General features: G+C 35.8%; 28 protein-coding genes. 17 read left to right on the forward strand and 11 right to left on the reverse strand.

All coding sequences use genetic code 11. From position 1 onward, the window contains the following. Positions 1–231: 231 nt before the first annotated feature. The 3 genes from WH390_RS05495 to pabB all read right to left on the reverse strand — a co-directional run bounded on the left by WH390_RS05495 (position 232) and on the right by pabB (position 3,701). Positions 232–1,596 carry an L-serine ammonia-lyase gene (locus WH390_RS05495; protein ID WP_032115951.1) on the reverse strand — a complete coding sequence of 455 codons (1,365 nt, stop codon included), beginning with the start codon at positions 1,594–1,596 and terminating at the stop codon, positions 232–234. A gap of 168 nt (positions 1,597–1,764) precedes the next feature. Next, entirely contained in the window at positions 1,765–2,340 is a 576-nt protein-coding gene (locus tag WH390_RS05500; RefSeq protein WP_032116002.1) for a CoA pyrophosphatase, read from the reverse strand. Beyond that, positions 2,340–3,701, reverse strand: a complete 1,362-nt coding sequence (gene pabB / locus WH390_RS05505; RefSeq protein ID WP_032115950.1) for an aminodeoxychorismate synthase component 1 — start codon at positions 3,699–3,701, stop codon at positions 2,340–2,342. The genes WH390_RS05500 and pabB overlap by 1 nt, the downstream gene beginning before the upstream one ends. A 124-nt stretch (positions 3,702–3,825) precedes the next feature. Between pabB and WH390_RS05510 the strand changes: the two genes are divergently transcribed. Both WH390_RS05510 and yebF read left to right on the forward strand, forming a co-directional pair. Then, positions 3,826–3,996: a YoaH family protein gene (locus WH390_RS05510; RefSeq protein WP_072012868.1), complete on the forward strand. Its 171-nt coding sequence runs from the start codon at positions 3,826–3,828 to the stop codon at positions 3,994–3,996. Positions 3,997–4,107: 111 nt separating this feature from the next. Next, positions 4,108–4,479, forward strand: a complete 372-nt coding sequence (gene yebF / locus WH390_RS05515; RefSeq protein ID WP_238565699.1) for a protein YebF — start codon at positions 4,108–4,110, stop codon at positions 4,477–4,479. Between the two features lie 61 nt (positions 4,480–4,540). On the opposite strand, the gene WH390_RS05520 is transcribed toward yebF, so the two are convergent. Beyond that, the gene (locus WH390_RS05520; protein ID WP_032115948.1) at positions 4,541–4,771 is read right to left on the reverse strand and encodes a DNA polymerase III subunit theta; all 231 of its coding nucleotides are present in this window, start codon (positions 4,769–4,771) and stop codon (positions 4,541–4,543) included. A 262-nt stretch (positions 4,772–5,033) separates the two neighbouring features. On the opposite strand from WH390_RS05520, the gene ftnA reads away from it, so the two are divergent. Both ftnA and WH390_RS05530 read left to right on the forward strand, forming a co-directional pair. Continuing rightward, positions 5,034–5,537, forward strand: a complete 504-nt coding sequence (gene ftnA / locus WH390_RS05525) for a non-heme ferritin (RefSeq protein WP_032115947.1) — start codon at positions 5,034–5,036, stop codon at positions 5,535–5,537. 183 nt (positions 5,538–5,720) lie between these two features. After that, complete coding sequence (locus WH390_RS05530; protein WP_032115946.1) at positions 5,721–6,068, forward strand: YebY family protein; 348 nt, start codon at positions 5,721–5,723, stop codon at positions 6,066–6,068. A gap of 386 nt (positions 6,069–6,454) precedes the next feature. On the opposite strand, the gene WH390_RS05535 is transcribed toward WH390_RS05530, so the two are convergent. Then, positions 6,455–6,688 (reverse strand): DUF1480 family protein, encoded by a 234-nt coding sequence (locus tag WH390_RS05535; protein WP_032115945.1) that lies wholly within the window; start codon positions 6,686–6,688, stop codon positions 6,455–6,457. A gap of 556 nt (positions 6,689–7,244) precedes the next feature. On the opposite strand from WH390_RS05535, the gene WH390_RS05540 reads away from it, so the two are divergent. The 3 genes from WH390_RS05540 (at position 7,245) to prc (ending at position 10,622) form a co-directional block, all read left to right on the forward strand. Next, the gene (locus WH390_RS05540; RefSeq protein ID WP_032115944.1) at positions 7,245–7,742 is read left to right on the forward strand and encodes a GAF domain-containing protein; all 498 of its coding nucleotides are present in this window, start codon (positions 7,245–7,247) and stop codon (positions 7,740–7,742) included. Between the two features lie 95 nt (positions 7,743–7,837). Beyond that, positions 7,838–8,560, forward strand: a complete 723-nt coding sequence (gene proQ, locus WH390_RS05545) for an RNA chaperone ProQ (RefSeq protein ID WP_032115943.1) — start codon at positions 7,838–7,840, stop codon at positions 8,558–8,560. Positions 8,561–8,579: 19 nt separating this feature from the next. Further along, a complete protein-coding gene (prc, locus tag WH390_RS05550; RefSeq protein WP_032115942.1) occupies positions 8,580–10,622 on the forward strand; it encodes a carboxy terminal-processing peptidase in 2,043 nt (680 codons plus the stop codon). A gap of 275 nt (positions 10,623–10,897) precedes the next feature. Here the strand turns inward: prc and WH390_RS05555 are convergent, their stop codons facing one another. After that, the gene (locus tag WH390_RS05555; protein WP_032115941.1) at positions 10,898–12,142 is read right to left on the reverse strand and encodes a hypothetical protein; all 1,245 of its coding nucleotides are present in this window, start codon (positions 12,140–12,142) and stop codon (positions 10,898–10,900) included. A gap of 671 nt (positions 12,143–12,813) precedes the next feature. On the opposite strand from WH390_RS05555, the gene htpX reads away from it, so the two are divergent. After that, the gene (gene htpX, locus WH390_RS05560) at positions 12,814–13,698 is read left to right on the forward strand and encodes a protease HtpX (RefSeq protein WP_032115940.1); all 885 of its coding nucleotides are present in this window, start codon (positions 12,814–12,816) and stop codon (positions 13,696–13,698) included. A 39-nt stretch (positions 13,699–13,737) separates the two neighbouring features. Here htpX and WH390_RS05565 read toward each other — a convergent pair whose 3' ends face one another. Continuing rightward, complete coding sequence (locus WH390_RS05565) at positions 13,738–13,959, reverse strand: DUF2594 family protein (RefSeq protein ID WP_032115939.1); 222 nt, start codon at positions 13,957–13,959, stop codon at positions 13,738–13,740. A gap of 348 nt (positions 13,960–14,307) precedes the next feature. Here WH390_RS05565 and WH390_RS05570 point away from each other — a divergent pair, with 348 nt between their 5' ends. The 4 genes from WH390_RS05570 (at position 14,308) to WH390_RS05585 (ending at position 16,808) form a co-directional block, all read left to right on the forward strand. Continuing rightward, complete coding sequence (locus WH390_RS05570) at positions 14,308–14,736, forward strand: universal stress protein (protein ID WP_032115938.1); 429 nt, start codon at positions 14,308–14,310, stop codon at positions 14,734–14,736. A gap of 140 nt (positions 14,737–14,876) precedes the next feature. Further along, on the forward strand, positions 14,877–15,314 hold the full coding sequence (locus WH390_RS05575; protein ID WP_032115937.1) for a universal stress protein: 438 nt from the start codon (positions 14,877–14,879) through the stop codon (positions 15,312–15,314). Positions 15,315–15,549: 235 nt separating this feature from the next. Continuing rightward, positions 15,550–16,347 (forward strand): threonine/serine exporter ThrE family protein, encoded by a 798-nt coding sequence (locus tag WH390_RS05580; RefSeq protein ID WP_406850698.1) that lies wholly within the window; start codon positions 15,550–15,552, stop codon positions 16,345–16,347. Beyond that, positions 16,338–16,808, forward strand: a complete 471-nt coding sequence (locus tag WH390_RS05585; RefSeq protein ID WP_032115935.1) for a threonine/serine exporter — start codon at positions 16,338–16,340, stop codon at positions 16,806–16,808. Before WH390_RS05580 ends, WH390_RS05585 begins: the two co-directional genes overlap by 10 nt. Here WH390_RS05585 and WH390_RS05590 read toward each other — a convergent pair. Then, positions 16,805–16,981 carry a hypothetical protein gene (locus WH390_RS05590; RefSeq protein WP_187290960.1) on the reverse strand — a complete coding sequence of 59 codons (177 nt, stop codon included), beginning with the start codon at positions 16,979–16,981 and terminating at the stop codon, positions 16,805–16,807. The two genes, WH390_RS05585 and WH390_RS05590, sit on opposite strands and share 4 nt — an antisense overlap. Positions 16,982–17,197: 216 nt before the next feature. Between WH390_RS05590 and WH390_RS05595 the strand changes: the two genes are divergently transcribed. The 4 genes from WH390_RS05595 to WH390_RS05610 all read left to right on the forward strand — a co-directional run bounded on the left by WH390_RS05595 (position 17,198) and on the right by WH390_RS05610 (position 21,872). After that, a complete protein-coding gene (locus WH390_RS05595) occupies positions 17,198–18,196 on the forward strand; it encodes an endonuclease (protein ID WP_032116001.1) in 999 nt (332 codons plus the stop codon). A gap of 457 nt (positions 18,197–18,653) precedes the next feature. After that, on the forward strand, positions 18,654–19,445 hold the full coding sequence (gene phoH, locus WH390_RS05600) for a phosphate starvation-inducible protein PhoH (RefSeq protein WP_032115934.1): 792 nt from the start codon (positions 18,654–18,656) through the stop codon (positions 19,443–19,445). Positions 19,446–19,943: 498 nt separating this feature from the next. Continuing rightward, positions 19,944–20,210, forward strand: a complete 267-nt coding sequence (locus WH390_RS05605; RefSeq protein ID WP_032115933.1) for a hypothetical protein — start codon at positions 19,944–19,946, stop codon at positions 20,208–20,210. A 570-nt stretch (positions 20,211–20,780) separates the two neighbouring features. Then, on the forward strand, positions 20,781–21,872 hold the full coding sequence (locus WH390_RS05610) for an SGNH/GDSL hydrolase family protein (RefSeq protein WP_032115932.1): 1,092 nt from the start codon (positions 20,781–20,783) through the stop codon (positions 21,870–21,872). A 123-nt stretch (positions 21,873–21,995) separates the two neighbouring features. Here WH390_RS05610 and ychF read toward each other — a convergent pair whose 3' ends face one another. Both ychF and pth read right to left on the reverse strand, forming a co-directional pair. Beyond that, positions 21,996–23,087, reverse strand: coding sequence for a redox-regulated ATPase YchF (gene ychF / locus WH390_RS05615; protein ID WP_032115931.1), 1,092 nt, complete (start codon positions 23,085–23,087; stop codon positions 21,996–21,998). A 119-nt stretch (positions 23,088–23,206) separates the two neighbouring features. After that, the gene (gene pth, locus WH390_RS05620) at positions 23,207–23,797 is read right to left on the reverse strand and encodes an aminoacyl-tRNA hydrolase (RefSeq protein WP_032116000.1); all 591 of its coding nucleotides are present in this window, start codon (positions 23,795–23,797) and stop codon (positions 23,207–23,209) included. 295 nt (positions 23,798–24,092) lie between these two features. Here pth and ychH point away from each other — a divergent pair, with 295 nt between their 5' ends. Then, positions 24,093–24,350 carry a stress-induced protein YchH gene (ychH, locus tag WH390_RS05625; protein WP_032115930.1) on the forward strand — a complete coding sequence of 86 codons (258 nt, stop codon included), beginning with the start codon at positions 24,093–24,095 and terminating at the stop codon, positions 24,348–24,350. Between the two features lie 107 nt (positions 24,351–24,457). Here ychH and prs read toward each other — a convergent pair whose 3' ends face one another. Continuing rightward, positions 24,458–25,405 carry a ribose-phosphate diphosphokinase gene (gene prs / locus WH390_RS05630; protein WP_032115929.1) on the reverse strand — a complete coding sequence of 316 codons (948 nt, stop codon included), beginning with the start codon at positions 25,403–25,405 and terminating at the stop codon, positions 24,458–24,460. Between the last annotated feature and the right edge of the window lie 48 nt (positions 25,406–25,453).

Genomic DNA, 25,453 nt, shown 5'->3' on the forward strand with positions numbered 1-25,453 from the left:
ATATTTAGAGAAAGATAACTTTTATCAAGCAAGTTGATTTTGTTATAGTTGTTATTATCTTGTATGAAATAATAATAGAATTTAATTTGCAATTCTATAGATATAAACTGTACTTTAATACAGGTAAGATTTTTAACTAATTGGCTATAAAAATGTGTAATAAATAAAAATAACCCTTTTTATGGAAAGGGTTATAAACGATAAGGAATATATTTTAAGATGCGTGATAAATTAATCACACTGAACTTTAATAGCTAAACCTCCGCGAGAAGTTTCACGGTATTTAGCATTCATATCTTTACCTGTTTCATACATGGTCTCGATAACTTTATCTAAAGAAATGCGGGGTTCACTTGTTCTACGTAATGCCATTCTTGCCGCATTAATAGCTTTTACTGACGCAATTGCATTACGTTCAATGCAAGGGACTTGAACTTGCCCTGCAACCGGGTCACAGGTAAGACCTAAATTATGCTCCATACCAATTTCAGCGGCAATACAGACTTGTTCAGGATTACCACCCAGCAATTCCGTTAATCCAGCAGCGGCCATTGAACAGGCAACACCGACTTCACCTTGGCAGCCGACTTCAGCACCTGATATAGAGGCATTCATTTTGTAAAGAATACCAATTGCCCCTGAAGCTAAAAAGTAACGATTGTAAAGAGCCGGTGTAATAGGTTCTATACAATGATCATAGTAAGCTAACACAGCAGGAACGATGCCGCAGGCACCATTAGTGGGTGCTGTTACGACACGACCACCGACGGCATTTTCTTCGTTGACCGCTAATGCAAACATATTGATCAGATCAACGACATCCATTGGGTCATTGGACATTTTTTGGGAAGCGGTCAGCACGCGATGTAATGCCGGCGCGCGTCGGGGGACGCGAAGCGGGCCGGGTAAAATACCTTCAGTATTAAGCCCTCTATCGATACAAGCCTGCATGGTATGCCAAATATTAGCAAAATAGTGGTCAATTTCTTCTTTCGTATGCAGCGCTAATTCGTTTTTCATCATAAGACTAGAAACAGATAAACCGGTTTTCTTACAATGAAGTAACAGTTCAGCTGCTGAGTTATAGGCATAGGGTACTTTTTTATTAGTAGATATTTGTTGGCCAAAATGTTCTTCATCAACAATGAAGCCGCCACCTATCGAGTAATATGTTTTACTGAATATTTGCTTATCATTATTGAAAGCGGTAATGGTCATACCATTTTCATGTAATGGTAAATTATTATAATGAAAATTTATCCCGCCTTGGCGTGGAAAATCAACATAATGGCTTGTATTTGCTAAAGATAAACGTTCAGTTTGCTCAACATTGGCAATAAAATCTGCAATTGATTCAATATCAACGGTTGCTGGCAAATTACCCGCTAAACCCATAATAATAGCAATATCAGTATGATGTCCCTTTCCGGTTAATGAAAGTGAACCATAAATATCAACAGCGATACGAGTGACGGAGGAAAGTAAATTTTTTTCTACCAATTGATCGACAAATTCTTTACCCGCTTTCATTGGACCAACGGTATGAGAACTGGATGGGCCAATACCTACTTTAAACATATCGAAAACACTGATCACTAAGAACCCCCTGGAAAAATAAAAACGATAAAGTAATCACTTAAGACTAAATGTTATGGTTGTAATATTACCGTGTTATAATAGATTGCCAGTTTATCGTTTTTTTGAAATATACCAGTAGCAGTGAATAAAATGTAAAATAAAAAGATTTTTTATTTTTTGCCTATTTTAAACAAGTTGTAGGGCCAATTTATTGAGAATTGTTGCAGTTAATCCCCAAATTAGATATTGATTGTAGCGATAAAAGAACAGACGCTTTTTATGGCCTGCATTATTGATCATAATGGAATGATGATGAGTTAAGGTGAGGGCGTGCTTCAGTGGGACTTCAAAAATAGCGGCTACTTCGGCTGGATTTTTGTAATAAGAAACCTTTGTTGATAGTAATCCAACAATAGGCGTCACTAAATAGCCACTATGGCTTTTTATTGGCTGCATTTTTCCGAGGATCTGCACCTGATTTGGCAAAATATTAATTTCTTCATAAGATTCACGTAAGGCCGTTTCAATTAAATTATGATCATCGGGTTCACGAGCGCCACCAGGAAAAGAAATCTGACTAGCATGAAGGCGCAAGTTATCAGTTCTTTTGGTAAATAGCAGAGTGGGTTCAGGTTTGCAAATAATGGGTAATAGTACAGCGGCACTTTTTTTTGCGCTATCGGTATTAACAGGTTGAGCGGTACCAGTGGCGATAGGTAATATTAATTGAAATCGGTTAATAAAATTATCTAACATATTCATTAACATTGATTATTTTCTAATACGGGTAATATTCTACTCAGTTTATCAAAAGTCTCTTGATACTCTTTTTCGGCGGTACTATCTGCCACAATTCCACCGCCTGCCCAACAATAAAGGTTTTGATTTTCAGTTAATAAGGTACGTATGCTGATGTTTGTATCCATCGTACCGCAGAAACTGATATAGCCAATTGCTCCGCAGTAACTATGACGACGATGAGGTTCAAGTTCATCAATAATTTCCATTGAACGTATTTTCGGCGCGCCGGTAATTGAGCCGCCTGGAAAGCAGGCTTTTAATAGCTCAGTGGGATGATAGCTAGAAGGCAATTGTGCAACAATAGTGCTAACTAAATGATGAATAGCCGGAAAAGATTCAACCACAAAAAGTTCTGGTACACTGACTGTTCCTGGTATTGCAACTTTACCAATATCATTACGCAATAAATCAACTATCATTACGTTTTCAGCGCGATCTTTGGTTGATAATTGTAAACGTTTTATCTGTTTTTGATCTTCTTGGGCATCAGTCAGCCTAGGCAATGTGCCTTTGATTGGACGGGTTTGAATTGAATTGTCGTTCAGCCAAAGAAAACGTTCAGGGGATACACTGAGCACGCAATGTTGTTCTAAACGAATGAAGGCGGAGAAGGGTGCCTGATTATTTTGATTAAGTTTAAGAAACGTTTCCCATTCATTACCCTGATATTTGGCTTTAAAACGTTGCGCTAAATTAATTTGGTAACAATCACCATCGCGCAAATATTGATGAATTTGGCTAATTTTATGGTGATATTGCTGTCTTGACATGTTACTTTGCCATGGTTCACACATTTGAAACTGTTCAGTTGGTATTTTCGTTTGGTTTTCTAACCATGACAAGCGTTGTTCAACATTTTGATAACTGAGCAAAGTTACTATTTTTTTATGGTGATCAACAATTAATGCCCAAAGATAAACACCGATCGCCATATCGGGAAAGCTTAATTCTTTCTTAGCAAGTTCCGGCAGAATTTCTATTCGCCGGCCTAAATCATAGCCCCATATACCTAAAGCTCCCCCTTGGAAAGGAAGATCGCTATTCACTGTGAAAGTGAGATTCAAATGTTGCATTTCACTTTTTAATAGCTCAAATGGATCAAGTTCTGAGCTGATTTTTTCATTTTCACGGTGAATTTGCGTGATACTGTCTCTTGTTTCTAACGTGGTTACTGGATCAGCGACTACAATATCAAAACGGTTATGTGGATGGCTTGCATTACCCGAATGTAATAACATCGCCCATGGCTGGTTGGCGATAGCATTAAAATAGTTTAAAGCGGCATCTAATGAATAAGGTAATTGAATTTTTTGCAGGCGCATATTTATTAGGCAACGATAAGGGTTATTAACGAATATACTACCATAAAATAACGTTTTTCATAGGTCAAACTATGCTAATGTTATATTGATAATGATGTTTAAATAAAAAATGAGTGAAAAATAAATGTTTTCAGATATGCCAACGTTAAATCATCAGGAGCAACAAGAAGCTGCTGAACGTATTCATCAATTGATGGCTGATGGAATGAGTAGTGGGGAAGCGATTGCTTTAGTCGCTAAGGAGATCCGTGCAAAGCATGCGGTTAAAAAGCAAACTGATAACGACCTTAAATAAGAGAAATAACATTTTTTATGTTATTGCATATTGTTGATATGATGGATATGCCTTTACACCTCTAATTATACTTACTTTTCATAAGAAAATGTTTAGGAGTAAATGAAAGTGATGAAGATGCTTTGTATGTTGCTAGCTATGATATTATCCACGTTATTATCTTTTTCAATAACAGCTCAGGATATTGAAATTAGTGAGGGAAGAACGGCTAAATTCATCAATTGTGATAATTTAAACCCGCAGCAAATTGGCGCAAAAGTGAAGAATGATTTTATTCAAACTCGCTTGCCATACTGGAATAAGGATAAAAAGTTACTTGGTGGTTCGAATGTAGTTGCATGGATAAATAATAATAGCATTACAGCAATCAAACATGGTTATAGAATCCCTTTGAGCGTTAGGGGTAAGAAAAAAGATGTTAGCTATCAGGTGATTGTTAATTGCCAGGATGAAACCATTACTTATCAAATTAAAAGCGATTAGCGATTAATAAATTAACAGCAAAAAGTTGTTAGCATATTAACATTTATGGTTATTTTTTATATTAGCCTTTTCGCGGATCGTAAGGTAATTGCTCCAGAGTATGAGAAATTTTGCGAAATAGCTTAAGCCGCTTACGAAAATGCTCTCGCAAATGCACCGCTTGCTCTGCTTCAACTCTATCGGCAATAACCGGCATATTGTATCTTTCCTTAAATGCAACACTTGCAGCGGCAAGATCAAGATTTAGTTTTTCCCTCTCCTCTTTTGCCAATTCGGCGAGATTGTAGCTCATACTCGTATTTTCGACCCCATCAAATATGATTTCTACATTAAGTTTAGTAAACGAGACATAGTTTGTCTTGAATAAATATGTAACTATTTATTATTTCTATAATATTTTAATAGTGATTGTAATGAAAGTGTTCTATTTTAGGCCATTATTTTGATCAAATAATGGTTAATTTTAGTTTTATTTTAATTACAACACCTTTATCATTGGTATAACTGAAGATAATAAAATTGAACTTTATTTAAAAACATAGGAAGTGTGAACAATGTTACAGCAAGAGATGGTTAAAAAATTAAATAAACAGCTTAACTTAGAGTTTTTTTCAGCAAATTTCTATCTGCAAATGAGTGCATGGTGTAATTATAAAGGTTTTGAAGGGGCCGCGGTGTTTTTAAAAACGCATTCTCAGGAAGAGATGGGGCATATGCAACGTTTATTTAATTATCTTAGCGATACTGGTGAAATGCCGATATTAGGTCAAATTGATGCCCCGCCTGCGGAATTTAATTCTGTAAAAGAGGTTTTTGAAAAAACCTATCAACATGAACAAAATATTACACATGAAATTAATGCTCTTGTACATCTGGCATTGGAGATGCAAGACTACTCGACATTTAATTTTTTGCAGTGGTATGTTGCAGAACAACATGAAGAAGAAAAGTTATTCAAATCAATTTTGGATAAGTTTGAGTTAGTTGGCGAAGATGGTAAATCACTATTTTTATTAGATAAAGAGTTGAAAGCAATGTCTAGCGCTGTGCATGTTTAATTTATAACTTCCCACTTTGAGCACCAGTGGGAAATTTATTTTCTCTACTATCATTTAGCATTTTATTTTATCTTTTTTAAACAATTCAAAAATAAAAAACGGTTATAAAAATTATTTCTGATAATATGAATGATATTGTAAGTAATTGTATCTCATTATTATGAATTATAAGGAAATATTGATATGGTAAAGTTTAGTAGGTTGGTATTACTATTAACAATAACAGTCTCTTTTCCGGTAATTTCATCCCCACCCATTATAACGGTTAGTAAAAAACAGTTTGGTGATAAATGGATTTTTAAGCGCGAGGAAGTAATGCTTGAGTGTCGCACCAATGGCGCATTATTGGTTATAAATCCTAGTACCTTAATGCAATATCCTCTTAATAGTATAGCGGCAGAGCAGATGAAAAAGCGTGAAATTATCGCATCACCACTTTCTACTATATTACTCAAACCGGCAGATTTATCACAGCAGAAAATAGACATCACTCCGATACTCAAAACCGCGCAAAATCTTTGTAAAAACTAATTAAAAATTATTGTTTGCCTTATAATTTCTATCGAAATAGTTTTGCTTGTAATTTTATTTAAACGAATTCGATTTTTTAAAAAATTATTAATTTTGGTGACTGTCAACATTAAGAAAACATACCGAATATATTTCGAATTTGAGAGAAAGTAAGGGCAATTCAAATTTAATTTTTGGCTAGTAAATATTTTATTCTATGAGAACAATTAATGTTAATTTAATGTAATGAATATGTTTTTATCACTAGCTAATTTTGTAACTGACAGCTAGTATTAAATTGCATTTTGTTACGTCTCTATGACAAATTTTAGCGCACGGCTCTCTAGAGCCATTTCCCAAGACCGAGTATTGGAATTAGCTCGGTCTCTTTTTTAATTCTGATATGACTAAACTATTCTCATAATCCAATGATGCTTTTTTTTATCATAGTACTGGCGATAGAGAAGAACAGGTTTATTATCTAGTGTGGCCGGAATGCTTGTATTTTCATCCCAGCCATCAAGTTGCATACAAAATTCAGTATCTGATTCACAAGGGATACTGATAGTGTTTTCAGCTGCGTCAGCCAAGAGTGCATCATCAATAACGTAGGTGGAAATTTTTAGTTTTGCTCTCTTCATCTGTGATCCCCACTAATTATTTAAAATGTTAACAAATCGCTATAGATACTTTAAGTTTTTAGAATAGTATAAATGGAACGCTTTTCCAAAATTATTGGGATGGTGGTAAACGGGTGGCTTTTTTACTATTACTTATTGAAAACTAACAGTTTTAAATAACTTTTATGTTAATGAAAAATGTACCTTAGACGAAATTATAAGCGACTAAATTACAAATAAATTGCGATGAATCAATATTGCTAATTTAAATACAAATAGGGCTTAGGTTAATAGAATAAAAAGATAGCCGAAAATGATTATCGCCGGTTTTTTTGTTATATGTTATTACTGAAAATGCTTATAATTTTTTTATTGAAACTTTTTTCATATTTAATAATTAGCTAAAATTTGAATTAATTTTCATTTATTGTGTGATTTGACCGGCCAGTTAAATTACAATAAGTTAAAAAACATAACGATTAATATAGCGAATTGTTAACCTAGAGAGATAAAAAATCGCCATATTGGTGATTTATCTACCAGATGAGTATATGTAGAATTTGACAAACGGGATGTTATGGGAAAAAAAGTTTTTTATCATGATCTTTCATGTGATTTAACTAGCTTAATTGCAGGTGAATATGATTTTATTGCCACGCTTGCAAATACGAGTGCACTGCTGTTTGAAAGATTGGATAATATTAATTGGCTAGGGTTTTATCTGAAAAGTCATGATACGCTTGTGCTTGGCCCTTTTCAGGGCAAGGTCGCATGTGTACGTATTGCGCAAGGAAAAGGTGTTTGTGGGACTGCTTTTATGGAAAATAAAGTACAGCGTATTGCTAATGTCCATTCTTTTACTGGGCACATTGCTTGCGATAGTCTCAGTCGTTCAGAGATAGTTTTGCCGCTAGCAGTCAATGGACAGTTAATTGGCGTATTAGATATTGATAGTCCTATTTTTGATCGTTTTGATGAAGAGGATGAAAATGGTCTGAAAGCCTTAGTTGTAATACTTTGTAACCACTTGAAAGCGTGTGTTATACCAAAATATCCACAAATTAATGTAATTTAACAGTTGGTTTGCGTGGCAATTGTCTGCAACGCTATTATAATATCGCCTGTTCATGCCTGCGTTGGTTGGCAAAACCGTTGTAATCAGGAAATTTCATGGAAAATCAACCTAAGTTGAATAGTAGTAAAGAAATAATTGCTTTTTTGGCTAAGCGTTTTCCTCAATGCTTTATTGCTGAAGGTGAGGCTCGTCCACTGAAGATTGGAATCTTTCAGGATATTGTGGCAAGACTTACTGAAGAGGATGGTATCAGTAAAACCCAATTGCGATCTGCTTTGAGAATGTATACTTCTAGTTGGCGTTATCTGTATGGTGTCAAAGAAGGTGCTAAACGTGTTGATTTGGATGGCAATGATTGTGGTGATCTGGAATCAGAACATGTGGAGTATGCGCGTCAGCAGCTAATGGATGCAAAGGCTCGTATTCAGGCTCAACGAACAGAGCAAAAAGTAAGAAAACGGGAATTTCAACAGAAAGTCCAGAAGGTAGACAACGAAAAGATCTTATCGGCAACTTCTAGTAAGAAAAGTGAGTCTTCTCGCTCAACGACTAAGACTAAGGAAATAAATAAAAAACATAAACATCATTCTTATTCTAAAAATCAAGCTAAAAAAACTCATAATAGTAAAATGGCCAATCTAGCCAAATTACAGTCTGTAACGGATATTTCTACATTAAAAGTTGGTCAAGTATTAAAGGTTATGGTTGGCCAAAGTATCGTAGATGCGTCAGTGCTTGAGATAGCTAAGGATGGTGTTCGGGTACAATTGCCGACAGGATTGGCAATGATCGTACGCGCTGAGCATTTAAAGTTCTGATACGGAGGCCAATCACGGCATGAATAATTATATTAAACTGGCTTTTGTGTTTGGTATAACTGCAATGGCTACATCATTCGCAGATACTGTAGCGCCTCCAACACTAATAACAACTCAGAAGCTTCCTCAGCTTCAACAGGAACGCCAGCATGCCATTATTAGCGAAAGAGTTGTTTCACGTTTTACTCGTTCTCACTATCGTCAATTTAATTTGGATGAAAACTTTTCTAGTAAGATTTTTGCTCGTTATTTAAATCTGTTGGATTATAGCCATAATGTTTTTTTACAATCGGATATTGACAAATTTGCTAGTGAGAAAAGCAAAGTAGGACAGCAGCTTGAAACCGGTCATCTAAATGAGCTTTATGCAATATTTAATTTAGCTCAACAGCGTCGCTATGAACGTTTTCAATATGCTTTATCGCGGCTTAATATGCCGCTAGATTTTGCTAATAACGATGTCATTGAAGTTGATAGAAGTAAAGCGCCTTGGCCTAAAACCGTTGAGGAGCTAAATAAGCTGTGGGATGCAAAAGTTAAGTTTGATTGGTTGAATCTTAAGTTGTCAGGTAAAAATGATAGCGAAATTAAGCCAATATTAACAAAACGCTATAATTTTGCATTAAAACGTCTTGCGCAAACGCAAAGTGAAGATGTTTTTCAGTTGATTATGAATGCTTTTGCTAGAGAAATAGATCCGCATACTAACTATCTCTCTCCTCGTAATACCGAACAGTTTAACTCAGAAATGAGTTTGTCATTGGAGGGAATAGGTGCAGTACTTCGGCAAGATGAAGATTATATTATTATCAACTCAATGGTGGCAGGTGGTCCGGCAGCAAAAAGTAAATTATTAAAGGTCGGCGATAAGATTATTGGTGTAGGCCAAACGGGTAAGTCGATGACAGATGTTGTTGGCTGGCGACTAGATGATGTTGTTGCCCTTATCAAAGGACCTAAAGGTAGTAAGGTACGCCTTGAAGTTATTTCAGATTCGAAACGCGCCAAGCCTCATAGCGTGACATTAATTCGTGAGCATATTCGACTGGAAGATAGGGCGGTGAAACTCACGATCAAAAATGTTGGCAAGAAAAAAGTTGGCGTACTTGATATTCCCGGTTTTTACGTTGGATTAACTAATGACGTTAAAACACAGTTACAAAAAATGGCTAAAAGTCATGTCACGGCACTTGTCATTGATTTACGTGGCAATGGCGGTGGTGCTTTAACTGAAGCAGTATCATTATCTGGTTTATTTATTCCAAGTGGTCCAGTTGTTCAGGTACGTGATAACAACGGTAAAATTCGTCAGGATGTGGATGATGATGATGTCGTTTATTATAAAGGCCCACTTACGGTATTAATTGATCGCTTTAGTGCATCAGCGTCAGAAATTTTTGCTGCTGCAATGCAGGATTATGGTCGTGCGTTAATAGTTGGAGAATCATCTTTTGGTAAGGGTACCGTTCAGCAATATCATCCTTTAAGTCGTGTCTATGATCATATGTTACGTCCAGATTGGCCGGCTTTAGGTTCTGTCCAATATACTATTCAGAAGTTTTACCGCATCAATGGTGGTAGTACCCAGCGCAAAGGTGTTACACCGGATATCGTTATGCCAACGGGTATCGATCCAGCTGAAACGGGTGAGAATTTTGAAGATAATGCCTTACCTTGGGATAGCATTATGCCTGCTAGCTATAGTGTTGTCGGTAATATTAGCCAATATGTTGCTAATTTAATTGCTAATTACAAGGAACGCATAGCGAAAAATCCTGAGTTTAAATATATTGAGGAAGATATTGCCCGCTATCGCGCTATGAAGGCGAGTAAAAATATTATTTCGCTTAATTATGTTAAGCGTGAAAAGGAAAATCGAGAAGCGGACACAATTAAATTAAGTCGTATTAATGAACGCTTTGCTCGACAAGGGAAAGCACCATTAAAAACGATAGATGATTTACCTAAAAATTATGAATTACCAGATCCCTATCTTGATGAAACAGTGAAAATTCCAGTTGATCTGGCAGATTTGCAAGCGTCGCATCAGACTAAAAAATAATTAAAATTCATTTTTATACTAAAAAAACCAGCAATAGCTGGTTTTTTTAGTATAAAGGGTTGGTTAATGTTTAATAAAAATTTTCACATTAACTCAATGTTATTTATCTTTGCATTTTTCATCAGAAGAGATAACTCGCTTATTTAAGTGATTACTAGATCATTTTCGATATGACCTAAATATAATCGTCTAAATGACATATTAAAATATCGGTTTATTATTTATGTTTGATATTATTTATTTTTAACTCACCGACAATATTCGGTAATAACAAATTAATTTACAAAGCAGACTTTAGTAAAATCCTGTAAGTTTGGTGACCAAGTCGTGCCATAGGTACATCCCGCTTTTAGATCATGTATGATGGCATTGGTGGTAATAAAAGCATTTCCTTTATAGCCTTGCATCAAAATAGGTTTAACGCTAAATAAGTTTTTTAGTGCATCGACACTTTTAGTCGGGCTATATATAGCGCGCAGTTTGGCGGTAGCAAGCCGCCACAAAGTATTGGCGGATAAGTTATCGAACAGTTGCCTGTTACCTTGGGCATATTTTTTCACTAAACGTTTTTCTTCACCAATTGGGTGATTGGTATGGACAACATAGCCTTTCTTTGTTCCATCAATCACTTTATTACCTTTATTTGTTATTTCTATGGTAATAATTTGGTTTTTTAAATCGACAAAGCTAGGTGAATAAGCGCCATTTGTTTTTAGAGCAGCAAAAAGAGCAGGGACTTTATAAACATTATCAATTTTAGCGGCGATTGCCATAATAACCGCACTAATAGGCACGCCATTTTTTCCACTACCTTGGCGCAAACCTTCGATAATATTTGTTGTGGTTGCTAGTTTTTTTCCCATCACAATTGAGGTAAAGAAGGGGGTTGGAGCATGCACAATTAGTGTTGGACTTTGCCAAATAGCGCCCCAGCCTGAATAGGCAACATTCATATCTTGAGTTTGACCTAAAATGCCGTTTGACCATCCTATCGAGGTACATGCTGAGCCCTTTTTCGTTATTTCAGCCATTTTTTCAAGAGAATTATTGGTATCTTTTTGAATTTCATTAGCAAATAATCCCTCTTCTGACCAGGCAACTAGATAAATTTCCTCCAGTGTATGGTGTGTTGCGGCAGCGAGCCCTTGCCAAAAATTAATTAACTCAGGAAATTGTTTTCTTATAACAGCCAGATTTTGAATAATCGTATGTTGGTCATTGGATGATATTTGTTTTTTTACTAAACTAAGCTGCAAATTTATAAAATCCCCCATTACATCATGTTTGAATGCTTGTTTATAGCCGTCAACAATTTGTTGACCACCATGGGTAGATAATCCTTCAAATGGTATAACCGGTGTCATTTTTTGATTAACATCTGTTATATTTGGATGATAGTAATCACCAGTTAAATGGAATTCTTCGCCATTAAAGGTTTTTATAACATTATCATTTGGTATCGCTGTGGCATAATTAATTAAGATAAATAGTAAAGTTATTACATAGATTAATTTTTTCATTATAGTTTCCTTAACAAATATTTACTTTAATTTTTCACTTTTTTATTTTTTACTTTGTATTTATTATTTTATAAATTATTGCTCATGTAAGTTAATTGCTTCTCAATTTCACAAAAATACTAAGTTTTATATAATTAATTTGTTTCGTAATAGTAGAAGTTTTTTTATATTTTAATTAACTTGATTACTTATAAGTTAAATATTTAGTTAAAATATTAAAGTATATAATTGAGTTTATTTATATAATAACATTTAATGTTTTTTGGTATATTATTAATGAGTTGTTATTAACTTAATGAGTTGTTATTAATTTGATGATTAATTAATAAAATATGGATATTATTTTTTTTGCTGACTAGTTAAGTCGTTTTTGCTTAGCTAAACCAATTTTTTAATTCATTGAGTAAAAAAAGAAGCCATAATTGACCCGCATACGGTTATTTTGTATAGTTTTTAACTATAGTGGTTTATAGAAAACAATAAGTTATATAAGAAAATTGTTGTTTTAAGATAATAAAAATGCCAGTTTGTGCTAGTTTTTTGTAAAAATGTAAAGTTGAGTGTTTTTTTCATATTTGCACAACAAAGGGCTTGAAAAGTAGTTAAAAAACATTATTTATATTACTAATTTAATGTTAATCATTGTTAATTAATAAAGGAAAGCAATTTTTATGATGCGAATAGCCTTGTTTTTACTTACAAACTTGGCAGTAATGTTTGTATTTGGAATTATTTTGAGTTTGACCGGCATCCAGGGACAAAGCGTTCCAGGGCTAATGATTATGGCTGGTCTTTTTGGTTTTGGTGGCTCATTTATCTCATTATTGATGTCAAAATGGATGGCATTACGTTCTGTTGGTGGGCAGGTGATTGAAAGTCCGACAACAGAAACGGAACATTGGTTGCTAAATACCGTCAAGCGTCAGGCTGATCAAGCTGGCATAAAAATGCCAGAAGTTGCTATTTATCATGCACCCGATATTAACGCTTTTGCCACCGGGGCTCGTCGTGATGCGTCATTGGTTGCTGTTAGTACAGGTTTGTTAGAAAGTATGGGACGTGATGAAGCCGAAGCGGTTATCGCCCATGAGATCAGCCATATAGCAAATGGTGATATGGTAACAATGACTTTATTACAAGGAGTAGTGAATACTTTTGTCATTTTTATTTCACGCATCATTGCTCAGCTGGCGTCTGGATTTTTATCAAATAGTAATAATGACAATGAAAGTAGCCAGGGTAATCCAATGATTTACTTTGCGGTATCAATGGTGTTAGAAATTGTATTTGGTATTTTGGCCAGTATTATTACTATGTGGTTCTCGCGTTATCGCGAATTCCGTGCAGATGCAGGTTCGGCGCATTTAGTGGGTAGAGAAAAAATGATTGCTGCATTACAGCGTTTGAAAACAAGTTATGAACCACAGGAAGCTGGCAGTATGATGGCTTTTTGCATCAACGGACGTTCTAAATCTTTTAGTGAGTTGTTTTTATCCCATCCTCCTCTTGATAAGCGCATTGAAGCTTTACGTATGGGCACTTATCTTAATCGGTAAAATAATAATCAATCCCACCTGATGAGGTGGGATTTTTTATTAACTTCGATAGGCTGTTTTGATTTGTTCTATTATTCGTTGAAAAACTTCTGCTTGTTTAGCATCTTGCATAGCAAGAACTTCTTTTTCCATATTGAGTATAGCTCTTCCCGCATCGGCTTGATTTAGCGCTTTTAATATATAGGTTATAAAAGTTTTCAAGCAACTAATTTCAGTAGCAATGGTTTCCGTATCCGGTTTACTCGAGCAATCATTTGTCATTTTTTTGCCTCAATGAATTAAAAAATAAAGCAATAATTAATTTGGCGTATTTTACACAGTTGTGGAATTTTATATACGTCTTTATACAACTTTTTTAATTTAAATAATGTATTTAATATTATATTAACTATTTGATTTTAGTTTCTATAATATCTTGTGATTGCAATTATGTCGGACCTTTAAATGGCGAAGAATGGTAATCGAAAACAGGGTTGCTGTTAGGTGCAGCGATTGTTGCCATTTAGGTAAAAATATTTAATTTATCCATGTAAAGATATTCACAATTATTTTATCACTTTTATCTTATACTTTAAAAGTTGGAATGAAAATTTTTAGATGGAGATGTGTATGTATAAAGTTATTTTAGTAGCTGTTGATATTGCTCAAGAAGAACTAACGAGTAAAGCTATACGACAGGCTGTACAGTTTGCTAAAGTTTCAGGAGCTAAACTAAATTTTATTCATGTATTGCCTATCTCATCGGCAATCATAAATGCTTATGCTTTGGGATATATGGAAATAAAAGATCGTGCTACCCTAAAAGCAGAGGATGATATGCAAAACCTACTTGAACCGATCGATCTACCCGCTGATCGCCTGGGCTATACTATTGCTTTTGGTTCTCCACGTGATGAAATTGTCAGTCGAGCGGATGAAATTAACGCTGATATCATCATTCTTGGTTCAAGAAGTCCCAATATAACAACTCATCTGTTAGGTTCGACAGCAGCGGGTGTTGTACGTTATGCAAAAACCTCTGTACTGGTGGTGAGATAACAATCAATCATCAAAATTACAAGTTAATTATTTATTATTTTAACAGTTAATTTGATCAATTTTATGGCTTTAGTGTGCAGTATTTTATATTAATGATAAAGGAAACTAAGATTTAGTGCTTATCGTTTGAAGGAGTAAATATGTATAAAATAATTCTCGTTCCAATTGATATCTCAGAAAAAGAACTAATAAAAAAAGCACTCAAACATGCGCTTTATATTGCTAGATTATCTGATGCTAAATTGCATTTCTTGCATGTTGCTCCTGATATGTCTCGTTATTCAATGAGTTATAGTTATCATTATGATTTATTAGCTAATTTTGCCAAGAAAACGATCGAAAGTTCAGAAAAACAATTAAAACAAATAGTTAAGCATATTGACTATCCTAAAGAAAAAATTTCTTACTTGGTTGAGATGGGGTCACCTAGAGATAAAGTTTTATCAGAAGCAGAAAAAATAGGCGCTGATTTGATAGTAGTTGGCTCCCGTCGACCAAATATTGCCACGCATTTGCTAGGTTCGAATGCTTCGGCTATTGTTTCTAATGCCCCGATTTCGATATTGATAGTTCGGTAGCTAATATTATTATAATGCAAAAAATTAGTTAATTTACCTGCTTTTTAGTTAAGTTAATTATAGTAAATGAAAAAAATCGTAGTAATTATTCGTTGTTGTAAATCAGATTATTTGTGAAGAGTATTGCTAATTTTGATCTAAAAAGAGCGCTATTAATTATGTTGTCTGCTACTGAGCAATAACTTAATTGTTATTATTACTATTAATAAAATTCTGCAAGTTTATAGGCTACAAAATGGAATATATTGAATCTAATTATCATACTGAAACAGAAAGGCAGAGAAAAATTACTCGCCTTTGTATTCAATGCGCTCAGCTCCTTTTTCAACACGGCGCTGAAAGTATGTTAGTGGAACAATTATCAACCCGATTAGGTATTGCCTTAGGCGTGGATCAAGTTGATAGCGCAATATCTTCTAATGCGATTGTTTTAACAACTGTAATTAACGGTCGCTGTATGACGTCAACCCGTAAAAATATTGATCATGGCATAAATATGCATGTGGTGACTAAGGTTCAGCATACGGTGATATTGGCTGAATATAAATTGTTAGATTGCGATAAGGTTCAGCAGCGTCTGGCTGAAATAAAACCACTACGTTATCCTCGTTGGTTACTAGTGCTTATGATTGGATTATCCTGTGGCTGTTTTTGTAAGCTGAATGGGGGTGGCTGGGATGGTTGCTTTGTCACATTTATTGCCAGCGGTTGTGCAATGTACATTCGACAAATTCTTACAGCCCAATATATGAATCCATTGATTAATTTTTGTATTACCGCCTTTGTGGCTACTACAGTATCTGGTTTTGTATTAAATATTCCTTATTTTTCCAATGCATCGACGATTTCAATGGCAGCCAGTGTTTTACTGTTAGTTCCTGGATTTCCATTAATTAATTCTGTGGCAGATATGTTTAAAGGTCATATTAATACTGGATTAGCGCGTTGGGCAATGGCGAGTTTGCTGACATTAGCGACTTGTATCGGTATAACCATGGCTATGGCGGTTTGGGGATTAAGAAATTGGGCATAATATTTTTACTCACCTTAATTGAAAAAATGTTATTAGCTGCCATACCTGCAGCCGGTTTTGCCATGGTCTTTAATGTGCCAGTACGGGCGTTAAAATATTGTGCTTTACTGGGAGCTATAGGTTATGGTTTTCGTATGATACTGATGGAAATGAGCTTTAGTATTGAATGGGCAAGTTTTTGCGCGGCAATTTTAATTGGCATTATTGGTATTCAATGGTCACGCTGGTGGTTGGCACATCCTAAAGTGTTTACTGTTGCTGCGATTATTCCTATGTTTCCAGGTATAAGTGCTTATATAGCGATGATATCGTTAGTAAAAATTGCTCATTTGGGCTATAACGCTGAGTTACTTGAGACATTAGTAACACATTTCATTAAAACCTTATTTATTGTCGGTGCTTTATCGGTTGGTTTATCTATTCCTGGACTATGGTTATATCGTAAGCGTCCACGAGTTTAATCTTGTATTGAATTTAAGGTAATATCAAATTGTTGCTCACCGGATATTATAATTTGAATATTAAGTTCTTCTTCTGAATATTTAGCAATAATGACCTTAACATCATTTTCTTGAGCATGTTTTTTTGTCACATCAATTAACTCTTCTTTTAAATGTTTTATTAATGTATTCATTTTATTTCCTAAATGAAAATTAAATTTTATTTTTAAATAACCTATTTTAAATAGTTAATTATATTTTTATACAAAAAAAAAGATAAGGTTTTTATAGATATTCATCACATAAAATAAGAAAATAAAATTAAATTTTTTCATACAGCTGTCGATAATAATGAAAAAATTATATGACTAAAATAGTCGATTTATTTATTAATTTTAACCAGGATGTTAATTTTGAAATTAATACATTTTTTAACGGTAATAATTACCGTGATGGTAGTTTTTTGTGCGCCATTTAATTTATTAGCAACACCGATTAGTTTTGATGAAGCAAAAAAAATTGCCCGTAATGAAATTTATTTTGATCAAACTGGTGGAAATCAAGGAACGCTCTATTGTGGATGTCAATGGCAATGGATGGGTAAAAGTGGTGGTAGGGTAGATTTAACTAGCTGTGGTTATCAAGTAAGAAAACAAATAAATAGAGCACAGCGAATAGAGTGGGAACATATTGTGCCGGCATGGGTATTTGGTCATCAGCGCCAATGTTGGCAAAAAGGGGGACGAAAGAATTGTGTCAAGACAGATCCTGTTTTTCGCGCCATCGAAGCCGATCTGTATAACATTGCGCCTTCTATTGGTGAAGTAAATGGTGATAGAAGCAATTTTAATTATGGTCAACTAGCCTCGTCAGTTTTATCGCCTTATGGCCAATGCCAAAGCCGGGTGGATTTTAAAAATCGTATTTTTGAGCCTAGAAATGAAGTAAAAGGCCAGGTTGCTCGTGTAATGTTCTATATGTATGACCGATATAATCTTACTATGTCAAAGCAACAACAACAGCTATTAATGGCCTGGGATCGACAATTTCCGGTTAATCGTTGGGAAAAGTTGCAAAATGAGCGAATTGGCAAAATTACCGGGCACTATAACCCGTTTGTAACCGGTGAATTAACCTGGCAATTAGGCCATAGAAATCAGGCGGCCGGTTTGTCAGTTGCAACTGCTGAAATAGAAAAAAAAGCAATTAAAACAAAAAGTAATATTTCTGCTATGGCGCGCAATTATCTTACTGCCGCGATTAAAGGTAATCAAATTAGCCAAATATACCATTTTTCTCATTGTCAGGGATATAAGGTTTTATCAGCCAAAAATAGTATTGTTTTTGAAAATGAGCAGGCCGCTATTGCTGCGGGTTATCGATTAGCCAAAAATTGCCCGCGACAATAAAAAAACACCTATTATCAAACAAATAGCATATTATCAAGTTGTTCACATTAACTGCGGTTATTAATAAATTATCAGGTGACTTGAAGTAATTGTTTGCGTAATAAAGTTGACAGGCAAGCAATAATCGACAATATTTTTTGTATCAGAGATGTTAAAATATTTTTATAGTCAATTAATGGATATAAAATAATATTAAGCTCTTGAGGATGTTTTATAGTCGTAGTTCTGTGTTTGATGATGTTCAGCATAGGGGATATAGATGATAAAATGTTTAAAGTATACTCTTCAGTCATTAACCGGTTATAAGTTATCCATAACATGCAAGATGGAGAAATTTGTAACCGGTTTTTTCATGCAAATCATAAAATTGGAGACAATCCTCTGTTTTAAATAGCTTTTTTGTGTAGATATTCAAATATTATTACCATTGACATATAGACTATCGAAAGGTAAAACTATGAGTAGACAGAAAGCTGCAACAAGAGCACGCCGAGAATTAAGAAGATCTTTAAGAAAAGAGAGTCGCTCGTCTCGTTTAAAAGAGATCAACAATGTGGCATCTTTTGCTGATTTTACAGGTATTGAAACCATTGGTATGGCATGTGAAACTCGTGATCGTTCCCCCATTATTCCTCGCAGTGAAGCACAAAGAAAATATATTGAAGCTATTAAGTGGCAAAAATTGATTTTGGCAAATGGTGAAGCAGGATGCGGTAAAACATTTATTAGTTCTGCAATGGCTGCTGATGCTCTCATTAATAAAGAAATCAATAAAATTATTGTAACTCGCCCGGTTTTGCAAGCAGAGGAGGATTTAGGTTTCTTACCGGGTGATATGGCAGAGAAATTCGCACCATTCTTTAGGCCGGTATATGATATTTTAGCCAAAAGATTGGGACACTCTTTTCTACAATACTGTCTACGGCCAGAAATAGGCAAAGTAGAAATTGCACCTTTTGCTTACATGCGTGGCCGAACCTTTGAAAACGCGTTTGTGATACTGGATGAAGCCCAAAATGTGACGGCAAATCAAATGAAAATGTTTTTAACTCGCTTAGGAGAAAATGTGACTGTCGTCGTCAATGGCGATGTTTCCCAATGTGACTTGCCGTTAGGGATTATGTCTGGTCTGGAAGATGCGTTACGACGCTTTGATTGTGACGATTTGGTTACCATCGTGAAATTTACCATTGGTGATTGTGTCCGCTCTGAACTCTGCCACAAGGCCTTATTAGCCTACGAGCTTTGATAAACAATCTATAGTTAATTTGAATAGCGCTCAGATCATCTGAGCGCTATTTATTTGGCTAGCAAACAGCAACGATTTAATTTATTAAACATAAAATTATGCTTAATTTTAGGAATAAAAATTAAACAGCATTAATTAAATTTAACATATTGAATTACAAATAAAAAATAATCATTAATATTTTGATAGCTAATTAAATTATTGATTATTATATATTGTCTATTAAATTTTTCCTTTCTATTTTGAGGTGGTAACTTTCATACACATATTTATGTAAAAATAAAATATAGGTAATGCTATGAAAAATAAAAATATTTGCTATAGCAGAAACATAATTTATTTCATCGCCAGTTACCCGTTGTTACCGGTTTTCAGTTCCACCATCCAACCAGCGAACGAACGATAAAACTCAACTAACTGTTAAAAATCAAATTCCTGTCATCAATATAACAGCACCTAATCAGGCCGGTATTTCTCATAACCGCTATCAGCAATTCATTGTGTTTAACTAAAAATACTGAGCATCGTACCTATCATGAAGTAAAAAATAAGGTGACCGAATTTCATGCTGGTAATGATATTAATTTATTGAGTTATAATGATAGCATCTATGAAGCGACAAAAATTAATACCCAACGCAACGCGACCTTAACTAGTATCCATGGCCGTATTCTCTTTCACGCGGTGCAAAACCAAACTTTGAATCAAACCATAACAAACACACGCGGTATCTTTATCACTCATTTTTATTGGCAAAATGAATAACCGGTTGCATATCATCTTGATTTTACAGTTGGTTCTTTCGTCGTTTGGGGTTTTACTTTATAATCGCTTCCGACTATTGTGACTGATCTTATTAGTTGCGTGGTTAGCAGTGGTGGCAGGTAGCCGACTGTCATCACTGCATTGATTCGTTACTTATCTATATAACCGGTATTTTGATTAATTTCCGCTATACTCTGCCTGATTTAGCCCTCCATTATCATTGCTTTAATTACCGTTTTAACCATTTATTTGTTCTGTTGTTGATCCTGCGGCCAGCGTTGCAAAGTTCAGTTTTATATCTTCTGCCTGTTGACACTTGCCTGGCTGAAACAATTGTTAGTAAACCCAAGTGCAAAAGGCCGGCAATAGTTGACGAGTTTTTTCGTAATAGTTCTATTTATTCAATAAAGTCACTCAATTTCTGCGAGTTGGATGTATAAAACTTACGGTAAGAAATGACAAACAAACTGGCAGAACAGCGATTGTCGGTCGTTCTTATCATTGACAAGAATGTTTTATTTAATCTATGACATCATTTTATGACTCTAAAATGCGAGCGAGGGAAAAGGAATGCAACCCACACGATTTCGTAATGTTATTGTTTTCGGTGACAGCTTGTCTGACACAGGTATTATGGCCAGTTCCTTTATTGGCAAGCTAGCGAGCGCATTCGGTGCCATGACGGTGAATCCGACAGGTCGTTACAGTGATTGCCGTAACTGGACAGATCATATGTATGAAGCGGCGACAGGTGGAGGATCACTTGTAATGGCTAATGCTAGCACTTCGAAAAAGTTAACTAGCAAGCATCAATCATTTTCTCAAGAATCCGGGTGGGGACACGGTTCTGACCTGTGGTTTAGATATACCAATTACGCCGTTGGTGGTGCTACGGGGGGAATACCCTACGGTACTGTACACAAATGTTCACTTACGACTATGAAAAATGAGGTGAAGGCTTTCGAGAAAGATTTCTCATTACAAGGTATAAATAATGAAAACTTTCTTTTTATTGTTTGGTTTGGCGCTAACGACCTTTACACGGCAGGTTTGCCTGCCACCGAGATGCACAAAGTGGCAATTAAAATTGCTCATAAGCGTAGAGAAGAATTAGTTAAAATTGTTGGTTCAAGTAATGCACATTTTATTTATATAAATATGGGACTTCCACTATCGGCTGCGCGTTATCAGGAGATGGTTAGTTCTGCTAAAGCGAAATATCAAACGTCTACCAACGAGAAGAAAGCTAAACGTATTTATGATGAAGTTAGGAGACAAATTAATAACTTTGAAAGTGGGGCGATGTTATTTAACCACACACTAAGAGAGATTGCTGAAAGTAATGGCGATATGTACGTGGATATGGCGTCATTACTGAAACCAGAATCGATGTCAAACCTGTATGAAAAGTTACATTTATCAGAAGGGGTGCAAGAAGTTGGAACCAGTAATCAATTTATCGATAGCTGTAATTACGATATTATTATGGGTCATAACAGTAAAGTGTCTACTTCAGATAAAGCTCATCCGACAGATCGTGTCTATCGCGTGGTATGGCAAAAAATTTGTGAGGCACTATGGGAAAGAGGTTACACTTTTGGCACGCTTCCGGTAACCAAGGGTTGTAATCATAGTGATACTCAATTTTGCACTCGGCTTTGATTGAGCTAGCATAAAAAATTAAGCCATAATCAATAGAAAACCCCACGCAAATTGCGTGGGGTTTTAGTGTTTTTGCAGTCTTTATAGATTGTGTTGAGATGTCATAAAGCCGGCCAGAATAGATCAAACATTAAACAAAAAGTTCATTACATCGCCATCTTGCACAATATAATCTTTCCCCTCTGCGCGCATTTTGCCGGCTTCTTTGGCGCCTTGCTCGCCGTTATAGTGAATAAAATCGGCAAATGAGATTGTCTGGGCGCGGATAAAACCTTTTTCAAAATCGGTATGAATTTTACCGGCCGCTTGTGGTGCGGTGGCACCAACAGGAATGGTCCAGGCGCGAACTTCTTTGACCCCAGCAGTGAAGTAAGTTTGTAAATTAAGTAACTTATAACCGGCGCGGATCACACGATTTAGTCCCGGTTCTTCAATACCTAACTCAGCCATAAATTCGTCGCGTTCATCTTCATCCAGTTCGGCGATATCGGCTTCAACGGCCGCACATACTGGCACCACCACCGAGCCCTCTTTTTCAGCAATGGCCCGCACTGCATCTAGATGGCGATTGTTGTTAAAACCATCTTCACTCACATTAGCAATATACATAGTTGGTTTGAGAGTTAAAAAGCTGAGATAGCGGATGGCGGCTTTTTCTTCTTTACTTAACGCTAGAGTTCGTAGCATCTCTGCGTTTTCAAGATGCGGTAAACATTTTGTCAAAATGTCTAATTCAATTTTTGCTTCTTTGTCGCCACCTTTAGCTTTTTTCTGAATGCGATGAATAGCGCGCTCACAGGTATCTAAGTCAGCTAATGCCAATTCAGTATTAATGGTATCAATATCTGCTAGTGGATCAACCTGGCCGGCAACATGGATGATGTTATCATTGTCGAAACAGCGAACAACATGGCCGATCGCTTCAGTTTCACGGATGTTAGTTAAAAATTGATTGCCCAAACCTTCGCCTTTAGATGCGCCTTTTACCAGTCCGGCAATGTCGACAAACTCCATTGTTGTCGGTAGTACTCGCTGTGGTTTGACAATTTGCGCCAATTGATCAAGACGAGGATCAGGCATCGGTACTACACCGGTATTAGGCTCAATAGTACAAAAAGGGAAGTTTGCTGCCTCGATGCCGGCTTTGGTCAGCGCATTAAAAAGCGTTGATTTTCCTACATTGGGCAGACCAACGATACCGCATTTAAATCCCATAAATATGTTACCTTAGTTTTTATCTGTTCAATCGCGTATCGCTAATTGATAAATATGAATGAATTTATCGATGATTATACACGTAAAAGTTAGCTTGCCGAAGATATGATGTAATAGTATTAACTCGATGCCTTAAAAGCGTGCAACTGATTTACTGCATTATTAACGCCTTCATTAAGCAGGATCGGTGTACAACGTATTGCTTCATCAATGGTATCATCGATTAATTTTTGTTCCCGGAGGGTGGGTTTATTCAACACAAAGCCGACAACTTTATTTTTATCGCCGGGGTGACCAATACCGATGCGTAAACGATAAAAATTAGGGTTGTTGCCTAGTTTATTTTGAATATCTTTAAGACCATTATGTCCGCCATTGCTGCCGCCTAATTTTATTTTGGCAGTGCCTGGCATTAAATCTAATTCGTCATGGGCGACAAGAATTTCAGCTGGCTTGATACGATAAAAACTGGCTAATGCTAACACTGATTTTCCACTAAGATTCATATATGTTGTCGGTATCAGTAAGCGAACATCATTATTTGCCAAGTTGATCCTGGCGGTATGACCAAAAAATTTACTTTCTTCTTTTAGTAATTGATTATGTTGTTTGGCTAATAATTCAACATACCAGGCGCCTGCATTATGCCGAGTTAACGCGTATTCAGAACCTGGGTTAGCCAGACCGACGATCAGTTTTATGTTACTCACCATATTCTTTCACTATTGAGCAGTTTTAATTAAAGAACATAGCTTACCTTTTCTGACAACCGACTACAAAAAGTTAAATTTGATGACAGTAGAATAGGTTGATCAGGTTAGCTGTATAATGGCTACTATTTTTTCAATAAAAATAGTTTTATGTATAGATTTGTGAATAAAATATTATCTAATGTGATCATTTCCTCAATCTGAGTCGGAAAACTATTACTATAATATAGCAAAGGAGTAGGTATTTTTATTATTCAATATTGTACATAGTGATAAGTATTTTGGAGGGTATGATATGAAAAGAAAACAGTCTTTTTTATTAGGTAATTGCTTGATGGTAACTGGCATGGCAATTATGGTGATCAGTATTGCATATAATATTTGCAATCATGTTTTTCAATTAGATCTACCCGAATATTTAGCAGAAATATCACTGATTAGTCTTTTTATTGGTGCTTTGATTTGGTTAGCTGGTGCCAGAGTGAGTGGTCATGAGGGCATTGCTGATCGTTATTGGTGGCTGCGAAATTTTGACGAGCGGCATCGTCGGTAATCTATCTTAAAGTAAAGAAAAACCCCGTGATAAATATCAAAGGGTTTTCGGTAGTACTAAGTTAATAAATGCGGCAGCTAAAAATTTAACTGAGCGTAATTTATTATTTAGTGTTCAAACATCGCTGAGATTGACTCTTCGTTGCTGATCCTGCGAATGGCTTCAGCCAACATGCCTGATAGCGTTAATGAGCGAACCTTATTGAGCTGTTTGATTTCAGCTGATAAGGGAATAGTGTCACAAACAACTACCTCATCAATGACTGAATCTTTAATATTAGCGACGGCATTACCGGAAAATATGGGATGGGTAGCATATGCAAAGACCCGTTTAGCGCCTCGTTCCTTAAGTGCTTCAGCGGCTTTACACAAGGTACCACCGGTATCTATCATATCATCAACCAGTACACAGTCTCGATTGGCAACATCACCAATGATATGCATAACTTGGGAAACGTTTGCGCGTGGCCGACGTTTATCAATAATGGCCATATCGGTATCATTTAATAATTTGGCAATGGCGCGGGCGCGTACTACTCCGCCTATATCTGGTGAAACGACGATCGGATTGTCTAGATTTTGTTGTAGCATATCTTCTAACAAAATCGGACTACCAAAAACGTTATCTACCGGCACATCAAAAAACCCCTGGATTTGCTCGGCATGCAGATCGACAGTTAAGACCCGGTCAACACCGACACTGGAAAGAAAATCGGCCACTACTTTAGCGGTAATAGGCACACGTGCTGAACGTACACGGCGATCTTGACGTGCATAACCAAAATAGGGAATGACAGCGGTGATCCGACCAGCAGATGCACGGCGTAGTGCATCAACCATGACAACAAGCTCCATTAAATTGTCGTTTGTTGGGGCACACGTTGATTGTATGATGAAAATATCACCACCACGGACATTTTCATTAATTTGTACACTAACCTCACCATCACTAAAACGACCAACCGCAGCGTCGCCAAGGCTCGTATACAGTCGGTTGGCAACACGTTGAGCAAGTTCCGGTGTAGCATTACCAGCAAAAAGCTTCATATCAGGCACGTAAAAAACCTCAGGCTTGCGTCTATAAAGATATTATCGACCAAAAAA

Origin of the sequence: Candidatus Arsenophonus nilaparvatae, from assembly GCF_045346035.1 — a bacterium.
GTDB lineage: Bacteria > Pseudomonadota > Gammaproteobacteria > Enterobacterales > Enterobacteriaceae > Arsenophonus > Arsenophonus nilaparvatae.

Coding starts and splice junctions, on each gene's coding strand:
- WH390_RS05610 (WP_032115932.1), top strand. CDS start 20,781: ATGCAACCCACACGATTTCGTAATGTTATTGTTTTCGGTGACAGCTTG.
- WH390_RS05575 (WP_032115937.1), top strand. CDS start 14,877: ATGTATAAAATAATTCTCGTTCCAATTGATATCTCAGAAAAAGAACTA.
- ftnA (WP_032115947.1), top strand. CDS start 5,034: ATGTTACAGCAAGAGATGGTTAAAAAATTAAATAAACAGCTTAACTTA.
- WH390_RS05510 (WP_072012868.1), top strand. CDS start 3,826: ATGTTTTCAGATATGCCAACGTTAAATCATCAGGAGCAACAAGAAGCT.
- WH390_RS05555 (WP_032115941.1), bottom strand. CDS start 12,142: ATGAAAAAATTAATCTATGTAATAACTTTACTATTTATCTTAATTAAT.
- WH390_RS05535 (WP_032115945.1), bottom strand. CDS start 6,688: ATGAAGAGAGCAAAACTAAAAATTTCCACCTACGTTATTGATGATGCA.
- WH390_RS05530 (WP_032115946.1), top strand. CDS start 5,721: ATGGTAAAGTTTAGTAGGTTGGTATTACTATTAACAATAACAGTCTCT.
- yebF (WP_238565699.1), top strand. CDS start 4,108: ATGAAGATGCTTTGTATGTTGCTAGCTATGATATTATCCACGTTATTA.
- htpX (WP_032115940.1), top strand. CDS start 12,814: ATGATGCGAATAGCCTTGTTTTTACTTACAAACTTGGCAGTAATGTTT.
- prc (WP_032115942.1), top strand. CDS start 8,580: ATGAATAATTATATTAAACTGGCTTTTGTGTTTGGTATAACTGCAATG.
- proQ (WP_032115943.1), top strand. CDS start 7,838: ATGGAAAATCAACCTAAGTTGAATAGTAGTAAAGAAATAATTGCTTTT.
- WH390_RS05540 (WP_032115944.1), top strand. CDS start 7,245: ATGGGAAAAAAAGTTTTTTATCATGATCTTTCATGTGATTTAACTAGC.
- pabB (WP_032115950.1), bottom strand. CDS start 3,701: ATGCGCCTGCAAAAAATTCAATTACCTTATTCATTAGATGCCGCTTTA.
- WH390_RS05580 (WP_406850698.1), top strand. CDS start 15,550: ATGGAATATATTGAATCTAATTATCATACTGAAACAGAAAGGCAGAGA.
- ychH (WP_032115930.1), top strand. CDS start 24,093: ATGAAAAGAAAACAGTCTTTTTTATTAGGTAATTGCTTGATGGTAACT.
- WH390_RS05570 (WP_032115938.1), top strand. CDS start 14,308: ATGTATAAAGTTATTTTAGTAGCTGTTGATATTGCTCAAGAAGAACTA.
- phoH (WP_032115934.1), top strand. CDS start 18,654: ATGAGTAGACAGAAAGCTGCAACAAGAGCACGCCGAGAATTAAGAAGA.
- WH390_RS05565 (WP_032115939.1), bottom strand. CDS start 13,959: ATGACAAATGATTGCTCGAGTAAACCGGATACGGAAACCATTGCTACT.
- WH390_RS05590 (WP_187290960.1), bottom strand. CDS start 16,981: ATGAATACATTAATAAAACATTTAAAAGAAGAGTTAATTGATGTGACA.
- WH390_RS05500 (WP_032116002.1), bottom strand. CDS start 2,340: ATGAATATGTTAGATAATTTTATTAACCGATTTCAATTAATATTACCT.
- WH390_RS05520 (WP_032115948.1), bottom strand. CDS start 4,771: ATGAGCTACAATCTCGCCGAATTGGCAAAAGAGGAGAGGGAAAAACTA.
- ychF (WP_032115931.1), bottom strand. CDS start 23,087: ATGGGATTTAAATGCGGTATCGTTGGTCTGCCCAATGTAGGAAAATCA.